This is a genomic window from Neisseria shayeganii 871 (assembly GCF_000226875.1).
In the GTDB taxonomy this organism is placed as follows: Bacteria; Pseudomonadota; Gammaproteobacteria; order Burkholderiales; family Neisseriaceae; genus Eikenella; species Eikenella shayeganii.
In genome coordinates this window covers 1,424,034-1,441,323 of record NZ_JH164926.1, presented here as the reverse complement: position 1 = coordinate 1,441,323, position 17,290 = coordinate 1,424,034, and the positions used below count along the sequence as shown (strand labels likewise).

Annotated in this window: 16 protein-coding genes, 3 tRNA genes and 1 pseudogene; 11 read left to right on the top strand and 9 right to left on the bottom strand. The window is 57.4% G+C overall.

All coding sequences use genetic code 11. The features are described from left to right. Positions 1–301: 301 nt before the first annotated feature. Together HMPREF9371_RS06620 and HMPREF9371_RS06615 are read right to left on the bottom strand one after the other, a co-directional pair. Positions 302–1,030, bottom strand: coding sequence for a cytochrome c biogenesis CcdA family protein (locus tag HMPREF9371_RS06620; RefSeq protein ID WP_009119227.1), 729 nt, complete (start codon positions 1,028–1,030; stop codon positions 302–304). A gap of 9 nt (positions 1,031–1,039) precedes the next feature. Next, entirely contained in the window at positions 1,040–1,417 is a 378-nt protein-coding gene (locus HMPREF9371_RS06615; RefSeq protein ID WP_009119226.1) for a thioredoxin family protein, read from the bottom strand. A gap of 338 nt (positions 1,418–1,755) precedes the next feature. Here HMPREF9371_RS06615 and metE point away from each other — a divergent pair, with 338 nt between their 5' ends. Then, the gene (gene metE / locus HMPREF9371_RS06610) at positions 1,756–4,035 is read left to right on the top strand and encodes a 5-methyltetrahydropteroyltriglutamate--homocysteine S-methyltransferase (RefSeq protein ID WP_009119224.1); all 2,280 of its coding nucleotides are present in this window, start codon (positions 1,756–1,758) and stop codon (positions 4,033–4,035) included. A gap of 117 nt (positions 4,036–4,152) precedes the next feature. Here the strand turns inward: metE and HMPREF9371_RS12535 are convergent, their stop codons facing one another. The 7 genes and pseudogenes from HMPREF9371_RS12535 to HMPREF9371_RS06585 form a co-directional block, all read right to left on the bottom strand. Continuing rightward, positions 4,153–4,626 (bottom strand): hypothetical protein, encoded by a 474-nt coding sequence (locus tag HMPREF9371_RS12535; RefSeq protein ID WP_009119223.1) that lies wholly within the window; start codon positions 4,624–4,626, stop codon positions 4,153–4,155. A 184-nt stretch (positions 4,627–4,810) separates the two neighbouring features. Further along, positions 4,811–5,407, bottom strand: a complete 597-nt coding sequence (locus HMPREF9371_RS11040) for a hypothetical protein (RefSeq protein ID WP_009119222.1) — start codon at positions 5,405–5,407, stop codon at positions 4,811–4,813. A 106-nt stretch (positions 5,408–5,513) separates the two neighbouring features. Next, the gene (aldA, locus tag HMPREF9371_RS06600) at positions 5,514–6,953 is read right to left on the bottom strand and encodes an aldehyde dehydrogenase (RefSeq protein ID WP_009119221.1); all 1,440 of its coding nucleotides are present in this window, start codon (positions 6,951–6,953) and stop codon (positions 5,514–5,516) included. 94 nt (positions 6,954–7,047) lie between these two features. Further along, a pseudogene (locus HMPREF9371_RS13445) lies at positions 7,048–7,303 on the bottom strand (ATP-dependent exonuclease). Next, positions 7,300–8,190: a DMT family transporter gene (locus HMPREF9371_RS06595; protein WP_009119220.1), complete on the bottom strand. Its 891-nt coding sequence runs from the start codon at positions 8,188–8,190 to the stop codon at positions 7,300–7,302. The pseudogene HMPREF9371_RS13445 and the gene HMPREF9371_RS06595 overlap by 4 nt, the downstream one beginning before the upstream one ends. Positions 8,191–8,284: 94 nt before the next feature. Further along, positions 8,285–8,821, bottom strand: coding sequence for a crossover junction endodeoxyribonuclease RuvC (gene ruvC / locus HMPREF9371_RS06590; protein WP_009119219.1), 537 nt, complete (start codon positions 8,819–8,821; stop codon positions 8,285–8,287). A gap of 97 nt (positions 8,822–8,918) precedes the next feature. Next, complete coding sequence (locus tag HMPREF9371_RS06585) at positions 8,919–10,265, bottom strand: M16 family metallopeptidase (RefSeq protein WP_009119218.1); 1,347 nt, start codon at positions 10,263–10,265, stop codon at positions 8,919–8,921. Positions 10,266–10,385: 120 nt separating this feature from the next. Here HMPREF9371_RS06585 and HMPREF9371_RS06580 point away from each other — a divergent pair, with 120 nt between their 5' ends. From HMPREF9371_RS06580 to HMPREF9371_RS06535, 10 genes are all read left to right on the top strand, one after another. After that, positions 10,386–10,721, top strand: a complete 336-nt coding sequence (locus tag HMPREF9371_RS06580) for a zinc ribbon domain-containing protein YjdM (RefSeq protein ID WP_040660300.1) — start codon at positions 10,386–10,388, stop codon at positions 10,719–10,721. A gap of 150 nt (positions 10,722–10,871) precedes the next feature. After that, positions 10,872–12,038, top strand: a complete 1,167-nt coding sequence (gene dprA, locus HMPREF9371_RS06575; protein ID WP_009119216.1) for a DNA-processing protein DprA — start codon at positions 10,872–10,874, stop codon at positions 12,036–12,038. Positions 12,039–12,059: 21 nt separating this feature from the next. After that, on the top strand, positions 12,060–12,524 hold the full coding sequence (locus HMPREF9371_RS06570) for a Smg family protein (RefSeq protein ID WP_009119215.1): 465 nt from the start codon (positions 12,060–12,062) through the stop codon (positions 12,522–12,524). Positions 12,525–12,663: 139 nt separating this feature from the next. Continuing rightward, positions 12,664–14,958, top strand: coding sequence for a type I DNA topoisomerase (topA, locus tag HMPREF9371_RS06565; RefSeq protein ID WP_009119214.1), 2,295 nt, complete (start codon positions 12,664–12,666; stop codon positions 14,956–14,958). Between the two features lie 141 nt (positions 14,959–15,099). Beyond that, positions 15,100–15,750: a phosphatase PAP2 family protein gene (locus HMPREF9371_RS06560; RefSeq protein ID WP_009119213.1), complete on the top strand. Its 651-nt coding sequence runs from the start codon at positions 15,100–15,102 to the stop codon at positions 15,748–15,750. Between the two features lie 109 nt (positions 15,751–15,859). Then, positions 15,860–16,438, top strand: a complete 579-nt coding sequence (gene rsmD, locus HMPREF9371_RS06555) for a 16S rRNA (guanine(966)-N(2))-methyltransferase RsmD (RefSeq protein ID WP_040660917.1) — start codon at positions 15,860–15,862, stop codon at positions 16,436–16,438. Between the two features lie 110 nt (positions 16,439–16,548). After that, positions 16,549–16,800, top strand: a complete 252-nt coding sequence (locus tag HMPREF9371_RS06550; protein WP_009119210.1) for a YfhL family 4Fe-4S dicluster ferredoxin — start codon at positions 16,549–16,551, stop codon at positions 16,798–16,800. 148 nt (positions 16,801–16,948) lie between these two features. Continuing rightward, a tRNA-Tyr gene (locus HMPREF9371_RS06545) sits at positions 16,949–17,032 on the top strand. 37 nt (positions 17,033–17,069) lie between these two features. After that, positions 17,070–17,143: transfer RNA gene (locus HMPREF9371_RS06540), tRNA-Gly, on the top strand. 19 nt (positions 17,144–17,162) lie between these two features. Next, a tRNA-Thr gene (locus tag HMPREF9371_RS06535) sits at positions 17,163–17,237 on the top strand. Positions 17,238–17,290: the final 53 nt, after the last annotated feature.

Here is a 17,290-nt window from a genome sequence, read left to right as displayed (position 1 = left end):
TTCAGGTAGCCTAACGCCCTTTTGGGCGGGCTTGAAAGGAACGGAGCGGCAACAACCGGTGCCATTGCCCTTGGGGATTACGGCGCTTGGGCGTTTAGGGCGTGTCGTCGTCGCCAAGCGTGGCGGCGGTGTTTTGGATCAAACTCCGCATCTGCTGCGTGAAACATGCCGGCAAGATGTCCCATCCGGCTCGCTGGCTGGCTTGACTGGCGAAGCGTGTCAAGCCGCCCTCTTCACGTGAGCCTGGCCGCTGCGGATGTTGCCTCAACAAACCGCTTCGCCAGCAGGATGACGACAGGCCTTAGAAACGGGTGGTCAGATCGGTCAGCCATTCCGGGCTGAGTTGGAGCAGCCAGATTTCCAGCTGTTTGTCGAAGCCGGTCAGCACCAGCAGGCCCACGGCCAGCAGGCTCCAGCCCATGATGGTGCGGCCGCGTTGGCTGAAGTTGCCCAGCTGTTCGCGTTTTTGGCGGAACGCTTGGCGCGACAGCAAGCCGATCACAATCAGCGGCACCACGGCGCCCAAGCTGAACACCATCATTACCACGGCTACGCTGGCCAAAGCTTCCCCTTGGCTGGCCAAGGCAATCGCCGCGCCCAGAGTCGGGCCGATGCACGGTGCCCACACCAAACCCAGCAAGATGCCCACGCCGAATTGGCCGGCGGTGGATTCCGGGTTGAAGCGGCTCAACCAGGCTTCGCCTTTGCCGCTCAAGGCGGCAGTGTGTTTGCCTAAGGCTTCTTGCAGGCGGCTGCTCAGCAGCCAAGCTGCCACCAGCAACATCAGAACGGCGCCCACATAGCGCAGATGCTGGCTGTCCAGGCCCAAGGCCAGGCCGACCGAGGCAATCAGGGTGCCGACCACGGTAAACGACAGCGCCATGCCCAGCGCGAGGGCAAACAGGCCGGCTTTGCGTTTGGCCATGGCCGAGGTGGCCACAATCGGCAGAATCGGCAGCACGCAGGGCGACAAGGTGGTGAGCAGGCCGGCCAGCAGGCTGAGGGCCAAAGCAGTCAAACTGATGTCCATACAGCCTCCTTAGCGCGGCAGGCTCAGGAAGCGGCGCAATGCTTCGGGGCGGGTTTCGCCCACGCCGCGGCGTACTTCCTGACCGCGGTGAAACAGAACCAGCGTGCTTTGGCTGCTGATGCGGAAGCGGGCCAACTCCTGTTTTTGCTTGTCGTAATCGATTTTGAGCACGGTCAGGTCTTTGAATGACGGCTCTTGCAGCAGCGGGCGGATCACCGCATCCTGACGGCGGCACACCGGACACCAGTCGGCGTGGGCGTCCACCAGCACGGGCTGGCCGGCTTTTTGCAGCTCGTCAAATTTGGCGTGGCTGTAGGGCAGAATGCCGCCGGCCAACACTTGGGCGGAAAAGAGGGTGGCGGCTAAAGTGAAAACAGTCTTTTTCATGATGTATCCTTTCGGTGGTATGGCAATCAAACTCACCGTGTCAGACGGCGGCCCGGCCGGTTTCTGACAAAATCATGAAAATTAAATTTATAAAATATTGAATATAAATGATTAAATAGTTGAATTTTGCTTGCTGTAGTGTTGTGCAATGCAGCATCAGGCTACCTGAAAGCCATCTGCTTTCAGGTAGCTTAATTAGTTTTATTCATATGGATATGCAAAATAAGCGTTTGCCGCTGGCAGAAAAAGCCTGCAGAATGCAGGCTTGATAAATCACCGTTTCGGCATGCCATCAAGGCATGCCGTTCAGATGAATAAACCGAAACCAAGGAAACCCCATGAATACCTTCCACCTGTCCGGCTATCCGCGCATCGGTGCCAAGCGCGAGCTGAAATTTGCCGTTGAAGCCTTTTGGAAAGGCGCGAAAAGCGAAGCCGAGCTGCAAGAAACAGCCGCCGAAATCCGCCGCCTGAACTGGGCCGCACAAAAAGCCGCCGGCGCCGATCTGCTGCCCGTAGGCGATTTTTCTTTTTACGACCATGTGTTGGACCTGCTCTGCACCTTGGGCGCGATTCCCAAGCGTTTCGGCTTCGACCCGGCCAATCTGAGCCTGCCCGAATACTTCCAACTGGCGCGCGGCAACGCCACCCAGTTTGCGATGGAAATGACCAAATGGTTCGACACCAACTACCACTACATCGTACCCGAATGGCATGCCGACACCGAATTTAAAGTCAATGCCAAAAACCTGATTGCCCAAATCAAAGAAGCCAAAGCGCAAGGCCACGACATCAAGCCCACGCTGGTCGGCCCCGTTACCCTGTTGTGGTTGGGCAAAGCCAAAGACGATAACTTCAAGCGCATCAGCCTGCTGCCCAAGCTGCTGCCCGCCTACGCACAACTGCTGCGCGAACTGGCCGCCGAGGGCGTGGATTGGATTCAAATCGACGAGCCGATTCTCTCTGCCGACGCCGATGCCAACTGGATCAAAGCCGTTGAAACCGCTTATCAGGAATTCGCCCACACCGGCGTGCGCATCATCATCGGCACCTACTTCGCTTCCGTTGCCGAACACTTGAACCTGCTCAAAGCCCTGCCCGTGCACGGCGTACACATCGACTGCGTGCGCGCCCCCGAGCAGCTCTCCGTGTTTGCCGATGCCTGGCCGCAAAACAAAGTCTTGTCGGTCGGCCTGATCGACGGCCGCAACGTCTGGCGTGCCAACCTCTCCAAAGTGATCGACACCCTGAAACCGGTTCAAGAAAAACTGGGCAACAACCTGTGGATCGCTCCGAGCTGCTCGCTGCTGCACAGCCCGCAAGACTTGGCCGTAGAAGAAAAACTCGATGCCGAAATCAAAAACTGGATGGCGTTTGCCGCCCAAAAACTGGTGGAACTGGGCGTGGTGAAACAGGCTTTGGCACACGGCAAAGACAGCGTAAAAGAAGCCATTGCCGCTTCCGATGCCGCCGCCGCCGACCGCGCCACCAACAAAAAAATCCACAACGATGCCGTTAAAGCCCGCGTGGCCAATCTGCCCGAAGGTGCCGACCAACGCAAATCACCGTTTGCCGAGCGCATCAAGGCGCAACAGGCTTGGATGAACCTGCCCGTCTTGCCCACCACCACCATCGGCTCGTTCCCGCAAACCACCGAAATCCGCCAAGCGCGCGCCGCCTTCAAAAAAGGCGAACTCTCCGCTGCCGATTACGATGCCGCGATGAAAAAAGAAATCGCCTACTGCGTGGAAGTGCAGGAAAAACTGGAGCTCGACGTGCCCGTACACGGCGAAGCCGAGCGCAACGACATGGTGGAATATTTCGGCGAACAACTGGCCGGCTACTGCTTCACCCAATTCGGCTGGGTACAAAGCTACGGCTCGCGCTGCGTGAAACCGCCCATCATCTTCGGCGACGTATCCCGCCCCGAACCGATGACCGTTTACTGGTCTGCCTACGCGCAAACCCTGACCAAACGTCCGATGAAAGGCATGCTCACCGGCCCGGTAACCATGTTCAAATGGTCGTTTGTGCGCGACGACATTCCCTTGAGCGCAGTCGCCAAACAAATCGCCTTAGCCTTGAACGATGAAGTATTGGATTTGGAAAAAGCCGGCATCAAAGTGATTCAAATCGACGAGCCCGCTATCCGCGAAGCCATGCCGCTGAAAAAAGCCCAATGGGACGAATACCTCGCCTGGGCCTGCGAAGCCTTCCGCCTGAGCAGCACCGGCGCAGAAGACAGCACCCAAATCCACACCCATATGTGCTATTCCGAGTTTAACGACATTCTGCCCGCTATCGCCTCTATGGATGCCGACGTGATCACCATCGAAACCTCACGTTCCGATATGGAATTGCTCACCGCATTCGGTGATTTCAAATACCCCAACGACATCGGCCCCGGCGTGTACGACATTCACAGCCCGCGCGTGCCCACCGCCGCCGAAGTGGAAAAACTGCTGCGCAAAGCCATGGAAGTGGTGCCGGTGGAGCGCTTGTGGGTCAACCCCGACTGCGGCCTGAAAACCCGCGGCTGGCAAGAAACCACCGAACAGCTGGAAGTGATGATGGACGTCACCAAAAAGCTGCGCGCGGAATTGAGCCAGACAAAATAATGTAATTTGAACCATTTCAGGCAGCCTAAAAATAAACCATCTGTTTTTAGGCTACCTGATTTTTTGTGAAATAAACATGCGGGCAGAAAATCATTTCAAGCCCGTATCACTTCATTATTATTGTCCTCTTGCAAAATCGCTTATTTTAAAATCCAAAACCACAAAATTTTGCATTAAAACATTCATATCTATAGGCTTATGATATTCCAAAGAAAAAAATACCCCCTCACCAACAACATATTTTACCGGCATACTCTTTCCGCCAAATTCATAAACTGCTTCTGCAATATTGAAAATCGGCGGAGTTTCATTAAATTTCAGTTTGATATTTTTTCTATCATTTTTTCCAAACTTGATTCTATAAAAAGATGTGTGACAGAAATCCAAATCAGAATCTGCACTTAATACCCTATCAATTTTATTAAATCTAGACAACTGATGGTTGAAAATCTCCTTGCAACCCAAGGGGAGGCGATCATTTAATTCATTCAATAATCTATATTCAAACGGAAGCAAAGAAAAAACACCAAAAAATTTTTTTACGCAAAATGCAAGGCCTGATGACACCTTGCTTTCAGCAATTGCAATCATTTATAACCTCATCGATATCCGCATGTTATTAAAATCAATGGTAGAAAGCTGGGAATCCTACTTATGCAGGAAAAACTTATTGCAACCATATACCCAGCATTTCAAATCACATCCAATCCCATGTAAAAAGCTACCTGAAACCCAGCCGTGCGGATTTCTGCGTAGCGAAAACTTTCAGGTAGCCTCAGCTCCGGCGCCGAATCACCTCGTTCAAGGTGCGGATGCGTAAATAAGTTTGGCTTTGCCGCCAGGGATGGCCGTCTTCCGCACGATAATAAATATCCCAATAACTGGCGGCACGGTTTTTGGCGGTTTGCCATGCTTGCGGGTTGGTGCGTACAAAAGCGGCAAAGGCATCTTGATGCCTCACCAACACCTCAAAGGCCGCCATGTGGATTTCGCGCACCCAGTTGCCGAAACTCTGCACCACAAAAGGCATGGTCATATCGGGATAATCGCTCTGCGCCAAAGCTCTCAGATGGCGTTCGCGCACATGGCCGTCGGCATGGCAGCTATACAGGCAGTGCAGCATGGTTTGCGTGATGGGGCTGCCGTCTTGCAAGCCGTACTCACCCAGCAGCATCCAGCCCAACAGCGGTGCGGACACACCGGTATGCCGCACCTGTTCGCGACTGCTCCAGCGGTATCGCGTAAAATCCGCGTACTTGGCCAAGCGTTCCGCCAAAGCTTGGGCCTGTGCACGGTACGGCGGCGCGAAGCTGGAAACAATCAGTGCCTGATTGTCACGACGGGCTTGCCGTTTTTTTAAACAAGAGAGCAATATTCCCTCCTTTTTTGCAAAGGCGGCACAGGCTTACCTGAAGTTTTAGCTGCGCAGAAATCCGCGCGGCTTGTTTTCAGGTAGCCTATGCCGCCTTTATCGGCGCTTAAATATTGGTTTCCAGATACACCATTTGGGTTTGCAGATATTCTTCCAAACCGTGTTTGCCGTCGGCACCGCCGATGCCGGATTTTTTCCAGCCGGCGTGGAAGCCCTGCATGGCCTCGAAGTTTTCGCGGTTGACATAGGTTTCGCCAAACTGCAAACGGCGCACCACATAGAAGGCTTCGTTCAAATCGGTGGTGTACACCGAGCTGGTGAGGCCGTATTCGCAGTCGTTGGCCAGCGCCACCGCTTCGTCCAGGGTGTCGAACACCGCAATCGGCAGTACCGGGCCGAAGGTTTCTTCTTTCATGATGTCCATGCCGTTGTGCACATTGGTGAGCACGGTGGGCTCGAAGAAATAGCCTTTGCCTTCGGCGCGCTTGCCGCCGCAGAGCACGGTGGCGCCCTGCTCCACCGCACGGGCCACTTTGGCCGCCACCGCTTCGGCCGCGCGCGCTTCAATCAGCGGGCCCATTTCCAAAGCGCCTTCGGCGGCTTCGGCCGGATTGCCGTAGCGCACGCCTTTCATGGCCGCCACCATTTTGTCGGTGAATTCGCGCTCGATGCTGCGGTGCACATACACGCGCTCGGCGCAGTTGCAGATTTGGCCGGTGTTGCCCACGCGCGAGGCCAGAATGGATTGCACCGCCAGGTCGATGTCGGCGTCTTTCAGCACCAGCGCGGGCGCCTTGCCGCCCAGTTCCAGCGACACTTTGGTGATATTCGGGGCGGCCACGGCCATCACTTCGGCGCCGGCGCGCACCGAGCCGGTGAGGCTCACCATGTCCACCTGTTTGTGGCCGGCCAGCAGACTGCCGGTGTCGTCGCCGCCGTTGACCACGTTGAACACGCCGGCGGGCAGGCCGCTGTCATGCACGATTTCGCTGAAGATGTGGCAGTTGATGGGGGTAACGCTGCTGGGCTTGATGACGATGGTGTTGCCGGTAACCAGCGCTGGGCCGGCTTTGCGGGCGATGAGGAAGAAGGGGAAGTTCCACGGCAAAATGCCGGCAATCACGCCCAGCGGGCGTTTGAACAGAAAGATGTTTTCGCGCGGGCGGTCGCTTTGCAGCACTTCGCCTTCGTAGCGGCGCGCCCATTCGGCCTGGTAGTCGAGGTAGTCGGCGGTGAACATTACTTCGATGCGCGCCAGGTCTTTGGTTTTGCCGCCTTCGGCCACAATGGTGTCGGTTAGTTCATCGGCGCGGGCGCGGATGCCGGCGGCGATTTTGCGCAAATAGGCACCGCGCTCCACCGCCGGCAGGCGCTCCCACGCCGGTTGGGCGGCCCGCGCGGCGGCCACGGCACGGTCCACTTCGGCCTGTCCGCCTTGCGGCTCGCTGGCAATCGCCGCTTCGGTGGCGGGGTTGAGCACGTCTTGGTAAGCGCCGTTAAAAGCGGTGTCGAAAACACCGTTGATGTACATCGCCAGTTGTTTCATCTCGTTCTCCTGAATGGTTGGGAAGGCGGCTGGCCGGGGCCGGCCTGCTCGGCAGGATTAGGCTGTTTGTTCCAAATTTGCCGATGCGGGCAGTTTAGCCCCTTCCCAGCCGCTTTACAATCGGCCTTTGGGAGCAGACAGGCTGAGACCTTTGCAAAACCCCCAGATGTGGATGCAGTTCAAGGCGTAGCAGCGCAGTGAGCGTGAACGCAGGAATCCCCGTGGGACAGACATATCATATAGATAGGCAAGCGAACGAGCAGTACCCATAGGGCATAAACGCACAACGCAGAAATGCGCCGCAGATGGGGGTTTTGCAAAGGTCTCAGGCTACCTGAAACCGTTTTCAGGTAGCCTGTTTATGCCGGTCGAAAAACAGGCTGATGCTGTAGCCGACCAAAATAAGCACCCCGCCCAATACGGCCGGTGCCGACCAAACGTAATCTTCCAAAACACTGGAAACCAGCATGGCCACCAAAGGAAACAAAATGGTGGCCAATGCCGCCTTATCCGGCCCCGAGTTTTTCACCAGCGTCAGATACAGCCAAAAAGCGAGTGCGGTACAGAATAAAGACAGATAAAGGAGCGAAGACAAATAGGGAATGGTCAGCGGAATGCGGAACGAGTCGCCCTGCCAAACAATCAGCACGGCACACAAAACGGCGCCATAACTCAGGCCGAGGGCGGTTGAGGCCAAAACGGGCAGATTGTGTTTGCTGAAACGGGCGGAAAGCATATTGCCGGCCGACACCATATAGGTGCCGAGCAGGGCATAGCAAATGCCCGCGCCCAAGGCCGATACATCATGGGCGGCGTTTAATTCGCCGGAAAACAGCAAGGCCACGCCGATGATGCCCATCATGCCGCCCAGAACAACCGCTTTGCTGATGGGTTCGCGGAAAAACAGCCGTTTATTGAGGCTGTTCACCAACACCAAAGTGGAAAAGACAACGGAAACCAAACCGCTTTTGATGTGGCCGGTGGCCAGATAAAAGCAATAATAATTGCTTGAAAACAATAATAATCCCATGAGTGCGAGATAAGCATGGTCTTTTATGCCCAGGCGGGGAATTTTGCAGCTTGCCGCGCACCAAGCCAAGAGAACCAGGGCGGCCAGCAGAATGCGGTAGAAAATCGACACCGCAATCGGCGTGTCGCCCAATTGGAATTTGATGGCATACCACACCGTGCCCCAAAGAAAAATGGTGGCGAGCAGCAACAGATTATTTTTGTTCAAGATGGTCTCCGTTTTCCATTGACCGGCATCGGCCTAAGAAATTTGGTTTGCATCAGAAATAAACAGGCGGCGCGGATGGCAAACCAACGCCGCCTTATTGAAACCGCCCGCGTTTGATTTGCGCTTCCTGCCGCAGCTTGGCGGCCAGGCTGTGGTTGCGCAGGGCGTGGGTGAGGGCCACGGCCAGGCCGTCGGCGGCGTCGGCCTGCGGGGTGCCGGAGAGTTTCAGCATCTGCACCACCATGTGCTGCACCTGCTCTTTGGCGGCTTTGCCCTGGCCGACCACAGCTTGTTTGACTTGCAGGGCGGTGTATTCGTACACCGGCAGGCCGCGCAGCACCAGGGCGGCCACGGCGGCGCCGCGGGCTTGGCCGAGCATCAGGGTGGCGGCGGGGTTGGCGTTTACAAACACTTGCTCCACCGCCGCTTGGGTGGGGCGGTAGGTGTCGATGATTTCGCCGATGTGCTGCACGATGATGCCGATGCGGCCGGCCAACTCGTCGCCGGGAATGGTTTTGATGCAGCCGGAAGCCACGTAGTGTTGGTTTTGGCCGATGACGTCGATCACGCCGAAGCCGGTGATGCGGCTGCCGGGGTCGATGCCGAGGATGCGGACGGGGGTGGGGGACATCGTGGGGTTCGGAATAGGGTAAGGAAATGTTGGGGGCGAGACAGGCTACCTGAAAGGCTTTCAGGTAGCCTGAAGGGATGCTTGGCGGTGCTAAAGATCAGCTGCCGCCGCCCTTGTTTTCCAACTGCTCCGCGCCGGGCACGGCTTCGGGCAGCAGGATGACGGTGGTGTGTTTTTGCGTCAACAGCCAGCGGGCGGCTTCCTGTACTTCGGCGGCGGTAACGGCTTTTTCGCGGCGGCGGATTTCCGCTTCGTCGGTGTAGGAGAAGCCGGCCGATTCGAGGTAGCCGATGATTTCGGCTTGGCTTTCCATGTCGTCTTTGGCGAATTGTTCCGAGGCGTCGAGCTGGTTGCGGATGCGGGCCAGCTCGGCTTCGCCCACGCCTTGCTCGGCGATTTTTTTCAGTTCGTCCAAGAAGGCTTGGGTCAGGTCTTCGGGTTGGAAACCGGGGGCGGGATAGCCGGTGAAGACGAATAGGTCGGGGCTGCGCGAGAGCAGCTCGTAGCTGAGGCCGACGCTGACGGCCACTTTGCGCCCGCGCACCAGATGTTTGTCCAAGCGGCTGGCGGAGTGGCCGTCGAGCACGGCGGAGAGCATGCTCAAGGCGTAGGGCAGGCGGTCGTCGAGCCGGCGCAGGGAGGGGGCGTGGAAGGCGAGGGAAACCAACGGCAGGTCGCCGGGGGCGGAGGTGGTGGTGCGGCGGTGTTCGGCGGGCGCGGTTTCGGCCAAATCCTTGCGTTCCGGCAGGGCGCGGGCGGGCAGCGGGGCGAACAGTTTTTCCGCCGTGTCTAAGAGTTCATTGGCTTTTACGTCGCCCACCACCACCAGCGTGGCGTTGGCGGGAGCATACCAGCGGCGGTACCACTGGCGCAGGTCGTCGGCTTTCAGGGTGTGCAGGTCGTCCATATAGCCGATCACCGGCGCACGGTTGGCGGGGTTGCCGAAGGCGGTGAGGTAGAGGGTTTCCCACATTTTGCCCGTTGGGCTGTTGTCGCTGCGCATACGCCGCTCTTCGCGGATCACTTTCATTTCGTTGTCGAAATCGGCGTCGCTGAAATTGAGGTTGGCCATGCGGTCGGCTTCCAGCGCCAGCACCTGCGGCAGATTGGCCACGGCGAGGGTTTCGTGGTAAACGGTTTCGTTGCGCGAGGTGAAGGCGTTGTCGTTGCCGCCCCAGGCCGATACGCGGCGGCTGAATTCACCGGCGGGCACGCTGTGGGTGCCTTTGAACATCATGTGTTCCAAGGCGTGGCTGAGGCCGGTTTTGCCGGGGTTTTCATCTACGCTGCCCACGCGGAACCACAGTTGCGACACGGCCACCGGTGCTCGGTGGTCTTCGCGGACGATCACTTTCATGCCGTTGGGCAGGGTGCGGGAAACGGTTTCTGCCGCGACGGGCAGGGCGCACAGCAGGGCGGCGCACAGCAGGAAGGGCTTGAACATGGGTTTTCCTGAATCGGTTGCGGGCGTGTATGATACCTGAAGTTTTCAGGTAGCCCGGGCTGCTTGAGACAAATCGACAACAATAAACCACTTACCAGAAACCATTTGAAGGAAATCATCATGAACGCACCCCTCTGCCTGCAATGCGGCTCGGAATATGTTTACCACGACGGCAGCCAATGGGTTTGTCCCGAATGCGCCCACGAATGGCAGGACGGCGAGCAAGCCGAAGCGGCCGAGGCTGAAGCGGCGGTGTGCGACGCCAACGGCGCAGTGCTGCAAAACGGCGATACGGTGGTACTGATTAAAGATTTGAAAGTAAAAGGCAGCTCTTTGGTGATCAAGCAGGGCACCAAGGTGAAAAACATCCGCCTGCAGGACGGCGACCACGACATTGCCTGCAAAATCGACGGCACGCCGATGAATCTGAAATCGGAGTTTGTGAAAAAGGCTTAGGGCGGTTTTCAGCCATCAATCATAGAGGCTACCTGAACGGCAAAACGGCTTTCAGGTAGCCTTTTGTTGCTTGGCATACAAACACTTGGTTAATTTCGAGCTTTTGCTTGCGTCAAGAAGCTATATCGCCCACACTGGAGCGGGCTGCCGATGGCAATGCAAGGAGGAACCGTGGATAAGGAAAGCGAACGCCTGGCTTGGATCAGGCTGGCTTTGATGCCGTATATCGGCGCCGAAGCCTTTGCCCGCCTGTTGGCGCATTACGGTTCGGCTGCCGCGGTGTGGGCGGCCGAAGATGAGGTGGCCGCCGTGTTGCCCACCCAAGCGGCCCGCACGGCGTGGCGGACGCGCCGGCATGAAGCGGAAGCGGCGGCCGATGCGGCCTGTCGGTGGGCGGCGCAGGAGAATTGCGCTTTGTTGTTGTCCTGCGATGCCGGTTTCCCCGCCATGCTGGGCGAAGGGCTGACCCCGCCGCCGCTGTTGTTTGTGCGCGGCGACAGCCGTTTGTTGTCCGCCGCCGGCGTGGCGGTGGTCGGCAGCCGCCATGCCACGCCGCAGGCCATGCGGGTGGCGGCCGACTTTGGTGCCGCTTTGGCCGAGCGGGACTTGGTCACGGTATCGGGCATGGCCGCCGGCATCGATACCGCCGCCCACGAAGGCGCTTTGCGGCAGGGCGGCGGCACGGTGGCGGTGTGGGGCACGGGCATCGACCGCGTGTATCCCACCGGCAACAAGGCGCTGGCGCACCGCATTGCCGAACACGGCTGCATCATTTCCGAGTTTCCGCTGGGCACCCGGCCGCTGGCGGCCAATTTCCCGCGCCGCAACCGTTTGATTGCCGCGCTGGCCTATGCGGTGTTGGTGGTGGAGGCCGCGGTGGAGTCGGGTTCTTTAATTACCGCGCGGCTGGCGGCGGAAATGGGGCGGGAAGTATTTGCCGTGCCCGGCTCCATTGATAATCCGCACAGCAAAGGCTGCCATGCGCTCATCAAGCAGGGCGCCAAGCTCACCGAAAGCCTGGCCGATATTTTGGAAGAATGTCCGCTGTTGGCCGAGCCGACAGGCTTGCCGGTGCAGGCCGGCGGGCAGATGGCCCTTGCACCGCCGCTGCCGGAAAGTGCCGGGGCGGACGGCCAGTCGGCGGCGGCTGAAGGCGGCAGTGCTTTGCTGGCGGCCATGGGCTATGCGCCGGTGCATCCCGACACTTTGGCGCAAACACTTGGCATTCCCGCCGCAGATGTGTATGCTGAAATAACCCTGCTGGAAATCGAAGGCCGCGTGGCGCCTTTGCCCGGCGGCCGCTACCAGCGGGTGTGAAGCCGTGATTAGGAAAGACAGATGATTGATGTAATAGCTTTTTTATTGGAAAATTTCCGCGATTTCGATGCCTGCCCGCCGAATGAGGATTTGTGCGGCTTGCTGGAGCAGGAGGGTTTCCATAACGACGACATCAACGATATGCTGTTGTTTTTGGACATCCTGCAAGAGCGAAGCCGCATGGAGCAGAAGCATTTTTCCCATGCCCACGCCATACGTGTCTATCTGCCTGAAGAGCGCGATGCCGTGCCGTGCGAAGCATTGGGGCTGTTGCATTTTCTGGAGCAAAACGGCGCTTTGCTGCCGGAGCAGCGCGAATTCGTGCTGATGGCGCTCTTGCATCTTTCCCACGAACACGAATTGACTTTGCAGCACGCCAAAGTGCTGGCGCTGCTGGTGTTGTGGGCCGATAAATCCGAATTGCCGATTTTGATCGGCGACGATTTGATGGCGGCCGTATTGCAAGATAAAGTGTTGATTAACTGAAACACGCCGGTTCTGCCCGACAAAGGCTACCTGAAAAGCAGCAGCGGTTTTCAGGTAGCCTTTGCTTGCCGCCGCCGATGCGGAGCGGCTTGCCGGGCTGCCGAATAACGAATAAACAAACCGACCTTACGAGATTCCCATGGCAAAAAACCTGTTGATTGTCGAGTCTGTGACCAAAGCCAAATCGATGCAGAAATACCTGGGCAGCGACTTTCAGGTGCTGGCCTCCTACGGCCACGTGCGCGACCTGATTCCGAAAAACGGCGCGGTGGATCCCGAGCACGATTTCGCCATGAAATACGAGTTGATCTCGAAAAACGCCAAGCACGTCGATGCCATCGTGGCCGCCGCCAAGGAAGCCGAAAACATTTATCTGGCCACCGACCCGGACCGCGAAGGCGAAGCGATTTCCTGGCACCTCACCGAAATCCTGAAAAGCAAACGCGGCCTGAAAAACATCCGCCCGCAGCGCGTGGTGTTCCACGAGGTGACGCAAAAAGCGGTGCAGGAAGCCATCCAGCACCCGCGCGAATTGGACATCCATTTGGTGGATGCCCAACAGGCGCGTCGGGCTTTGGATTATTTGGTCGGCTTCAATCTGTCGCCACTGCTGTGGAAAAAAATCCGCCGCGGTTTGAGCGCCGGCCGGGTGCAAAGCCCCGCCCTGCGCCTGATTTGCGAGCGCGAAAACGAGATCCGCGCATTTGAAAGCCGCGAATATTGGAGTGTGCATCTGGACAGCCACAAAGGCCGGCAGAAGTTTGCCACCAAGCTGATCCAATGGCGCGGCGAGAAGCTGGAGCAGTTCGCCCTGGCCGACGAGGCCGCGCAACAGGCGGTGCTGGATGCCTTGGCCGGCCACAGCGCCCAAGTGGCCGAAGTGGTGAAAAAGAAAGCCACCCGCAAGCCGGCCGCGCCTTATACCACTTCCACCATGCAGCAGGATGCGGTGCGCAAGCTGGGCATGACCACCGACCGCACCATGCGCACGGCGCAGCAGCTGTTTGAAGGCGTGGACGTGGGCCAGGGCGCGGTGGGCCTGATTACCTATATGCGTACCGACAGCGTGACCCTGTCGGCCGACGCGCTCACCGAAATCCGCCACTACATCGAAAACAAAATCGGCGGCGATTATTTGCCCAAATCGGCCCGCGCCTACAAAACCAAGTCGAAAAACGCCCAAGAGGCGCACGAGGCCATCCGCCCCACTTCGGTGTACCGCACGCCCGAAAGCGTGAAACCGTTTTTGAGCGCCGACCAATTCAAGCTCTACCAAATGATTTGGCAGCGCACGGTGGCCTGCCAGATGGTGGAAGCCAAGTTCGATGCCACTTCGGCCGATATTCAGCTGGGCGACGGCATTTTCCGTGCCAGTGGCCAAGTGTTGGTGTTCGACGGTTTTCTCAGCGTGTATCAGGAAGGGCAGGACGAAGACGAAGAAAGCGAAGACGGCAAAAAACTGCCCGATCTGGTCGCGGGCGAAACGCTGCCGGTGGACAAACTCTACGGCGAACAACACTTTACCCAGCCGCCGCCGCGCTTTAACGAAGCCACCTTGGTGAAGGCTTTGGAAGAGTTCGGCATCGGCCGGCCCTCCACCTACGCCAGCATCATCAAAACGCTGAAAGACCGCGAGTATGTGACCGTGGACCAGCGCCGCTTCCTGCCCACCGATACCGGCGACATCGTCAACAAATTCCTCACCGAGCATTTCGAGCAGTATGTGGATTACGACTTTACCGCCAAGCTCGAAGACCAGCTGGACGACATCGCCAGCGGCAAGCGGGCGTGGGTGCCGGTGATGGACAAGTTTTGGAAAGGCTTCCACAAGCAGATTGCCGAAAAAGAAGGCATCGAGCGCGCCAAAATCACCACCCAGGAGCTGGATGAAACCTGCCCCAAATGCGGCCAACACAAGCTGCAGATCAAATTCGGCAAGCGCGGCCGTTTCATCGCCTGCTCGGGCTACCCCGAGTGCGACTACACCCGCAATGTGAACGAGACGGCGGAAGAGGCGGCCAAAGAAGCCGAGGAGCCGAGTGTGGTGGAAGGGCGCGATTGTCCGAAATGCGGCGGCCAGCTGGTGTATAAAAAAGGCCGTTACGGTAAGTTTATCGGTTGTGCCAATTATCCCAAGTGCAAACACATCGAGCCTTTGGAGAAGCCGAAGGAGACCGGCGTGCCCTGTCCCAAATGCAGCAACGGCCACCTGATCGAACGCAAATCGCGCTACGGCAAGCTGTTTTACAGCTGCAACACCTATCCCGATTGCGACTACGCCACTTGGAATCCGCCCGTTGCGGAAACCTGTCCCAACTGCCAATGGCCGGTGCTCACCATCAAAACCACCAAGCGCTGGGGCGTGGAGAAGGTGTGCCCGCAGAAAGAGTGCGGCTGGAAAGAGCAGATCGAGCCGCCTGCGCCTAAGGAATAAGCTAAGGGATAAGCGTTTCCTCTGCGTGAAACAGGCTACCTGAAAAAAGGCGTACGGCTTTCAGGTAGCCTTCGGTTTTATTTTTCAGTATGCCGTTGCAGTCTTTGGCTTGGATTGCGCGGCTAAGGATTGGACTGCCTCATGCCCCTGTTCCGCCTGCACCGCCCCACCGCCCGGCACGCCTTATTGCTGTTGGGCATGATTGTGCCCTTGAGTGTGGCGGTGGCCGTTGCTTCACTGCTGTCTGCGCGCGGCGATTTTGCGTTTGAAACGCCGCTGATGTTGGCCGTACACCGCCATACCGCCGGCACCCTGCTGGAGCAGTTGGCCCTGCTGCTGCATTGGTTGGGCAAATGGCCGTCGGCCACGCTGATGACGCTGTGTCTGGCCGCTTATGAATACCGCCAGCGGCGCGGCGGACGGGCGGTATTGGTGTTGGCCGGAACCGGCTTGTCCACCGCAGTCACTGCAATCGGCAAAGTGTTTTTTGACCGTGCGCGGCCGGAACTCTGGCCCAGGCTGGTAGAAGAGGCCAGCGCTTCTTTTCCCAGCGGTCACAGTGCTTTTGCGGCGGCTTTTGCGGTGTTGTGGATGATTTTGTATTGGCACACGCCGCAGCGCGGTAAAGTGGCGGCAGTGGCGGGATTGCTGTTGCTGTTGGCCGGTTTGTCCCGCGTGGTGCTGGGCGTGCATTATCCGACCGATGTGTTGGTAGGCTGGATGGTAGGCGGGGTATCGGTGCTCGGCGTCTATGCGGTGATGAGCACGGGGCGGCGCAAACAGGCTACCTGAAAACAGCTGCGCGTTCAGGTAGCCTGAAGCCAAAGCATCCTGATCTTAAACAATTCCGGTTAATTGGTTCCGCAACAAATTCAGCAAAGCAGAAAGCATCAGCATGAACATGGCAAAAAAAAATGCCAAACACCAAAATCAGGTCCGCATCATCGGCGGTACGCATCGCGGCCGCAAACTGTCGTTTGCCGATGCCGATGGACTGCGGCCGACGCCCGACAGCGTGCGGGAGCGGCTGTTTAATTGGTTGGGCCAGGATTTGAGCGGCCTGAATGTGTTGGATTTATTCGCCGGCAGCGGGGCGTTGGGTTTTGAAGCGGCATCCCGCCATGCCCGCCAAGCGGTGTTGGTGGAAAAACACCGTGCCACCGCCGCGCATTTGGCGAAACAGGCGGAAGTTTTGTCTTTGCAGGATAAGGTGCAAACCGTGCATGCCGAGGCTTTGGCGTTTTTGGCACACAACCGCATTCGCTTTGATGTGGTTTTTCTCGATCCGCCGTTTGCTTGGCAGCAATGGTCGGCACTGTTTGCGGCTTTGCCGGCCAGCTTGGCCGAAGAGGCTCAGATTTATTTGGAGGCCGGCCGCCTGCCCGTTTTGCCGCCCGGCTTCGAGACGCGCAAGGAAGGGAAAGCCGGCATGAGCCGCTATGTGCTGCTGCGCTACTTGGCCGGCAATCAGGCTATTTAATAATTGTTATCAAAGAGAAAAATTCAAAATACGGGCTACCTGAAACAAGGGGTTGTGCTATAATCCCGCGCCTTCGGTTTTGGATCATTGAAAATTTAAGGAACAACAGCATGTCCCTCTTTATTACCGACGAATGCATCAACTGCGATGTGTGCGAGCCGGAATGCCCGAACGACGCGATTTACCAGGGCGATGAAATTTATGAAATCGAGCCGGATAAGTGTACCCAGTGCGTGGGCCATTACGACGAGCCGCAATGTCAGCAAGTGTGCCCGGTGGATTGCATTCTGATTAATGAAGAAGCGCCGGAAACCCAAGAAGAATTGATGGCAAAATACGAGCGTTTGATGGCGGCCAAATAATGCCAGCCAGATTTTGCGCTGTAAGCGGCGCTGTAAGCGGCATTAAAATTTAAACATAAATCGAATTACTTAGCGAGTAACTGCAAAAAAAATGTTTCCCAGGGCTTGACGCCGACGGTATCGCTAATTATTATGCCGCTCTCTTTGCGGTGGGATTCCCGAGCGGTCAAAGGGGGCAGACTGTAAATCTGTTGCGAAAGCTTCGAAGGTTCGAATCCTTCTCCCACCACCATAATCCAATCACAATTGGGGCAGGCGAAAGAGTAAGTGCGGGTGTAGCTCAATGGTAGAGCAGAAGCCTTCCAAGCTTACGGTGAGGGTTCGATTCCCTTCACCCGCTCCATAAAAAATGTAACAATTTGGCCCATGTAGCTCAGGGGTAGAGCACTCCCTTGGTAAGGGAGAGGCCGGCAGTTCAAATCTGCCCATGGGCACCATCTCAAAAATTCCCTGTTGATTTCCATTTATTTAAGCTTAATAGGATATTTGC

Coding starts and splice junctions, on each gene's coding strand:
- HMPREF9371_RS06620 (WP_009119227.1), bottom strand. CDS start 1,030: ATGGACATCAGTTTGACTGCTTTGGCCCTCAGCCTGCTGGCCGGCCTG.
- HMPREF9371_RS06615 (WP_009119226.1), bottom strand. CDS start 1,417: ATGAAAAAGACTGTTTTCACTTTAGCCGCCACCCTCTTTTCCGCCCAA.
- metE (WP_009119224.1), top strand. CDS start 1,756: ATGAATACCTTCCACCTGTCCGGCTATCCGCGCATCGGTGCCAAGCGC.
- HMPREF9371_RS12535 (WP_009119223.1), bottom strand. CDS start 4,626: ATGATTGCAATTGCTGAAAGCAAGGTGTCATCAGGCCTTGCATTTTGC.
- aldA (WP_009119221.1), bottom strand. CDS start 6,953: ATGAAACAACTGGCGATGTACATCAACGGTGTTTTCGACACCGCTTTT.
- ruvC (WP_009119219.1), bottom strand. CDS start 8,821: ATGTCCCCCACCCCCGTCCGCATCCTCGGCATCGACCCCGGCAGCCGC.
- HMPREF9371_RS06585 (WP_009119218.1), bottom strand. CDS start 10,265: ATGTTCAAGCCCTTCCTGCTGTGCGCCGCCCTGCTGTGCGCCCTGCCC.
- HMPREF9371_RS06580 (WP_040660300.1), top strand. CDS start 10,386: ATGAACGCACCCCTCTGCCTGCAATGCGGCTCGGAATATGTTTACCAC.
- dprA (WP_009119216.1), top strand. CDS start 10,872: ATGGCAATGCAAGGAGGAACCGTGGATAAGGAAAGCGAACGCCTGGCT.
- HMPREF9371_RS06570 (WP_009119215.1), top strand. CDS start 12,060: ATGATTGATGTAATAGCTTTTTTATTGGAAAATTTCCGCGATTTCGAT.
- topA (WP_009119214.1), top strand. CDS start 12,664: ATGGCAAAAAACCTGTTGATTGTCGAGTCTGTGACCAAAGCCAAATCG.
- HMPREF9371_RS06560 (WP_009119213.1), top strand. CDS start 15,100: ATGCCCCTGTTCCGCCTGCACCGCCCCACCGCCCGGCACGCCTTATTG.
- rsmD (WP_040660917.1), top strand. CDS start 15,860: ATGGCAAAAAAAAATGCCAAACACCAAAATCAGGTCCGCATCATCGGC.
- HMPREF9371_RS06550 (WP_009119210.1), top strand. CDS start 16,549: ATGTCCCTCTTTATTACCGACGAATGCATCAACTGCGATGTGTGCGAG.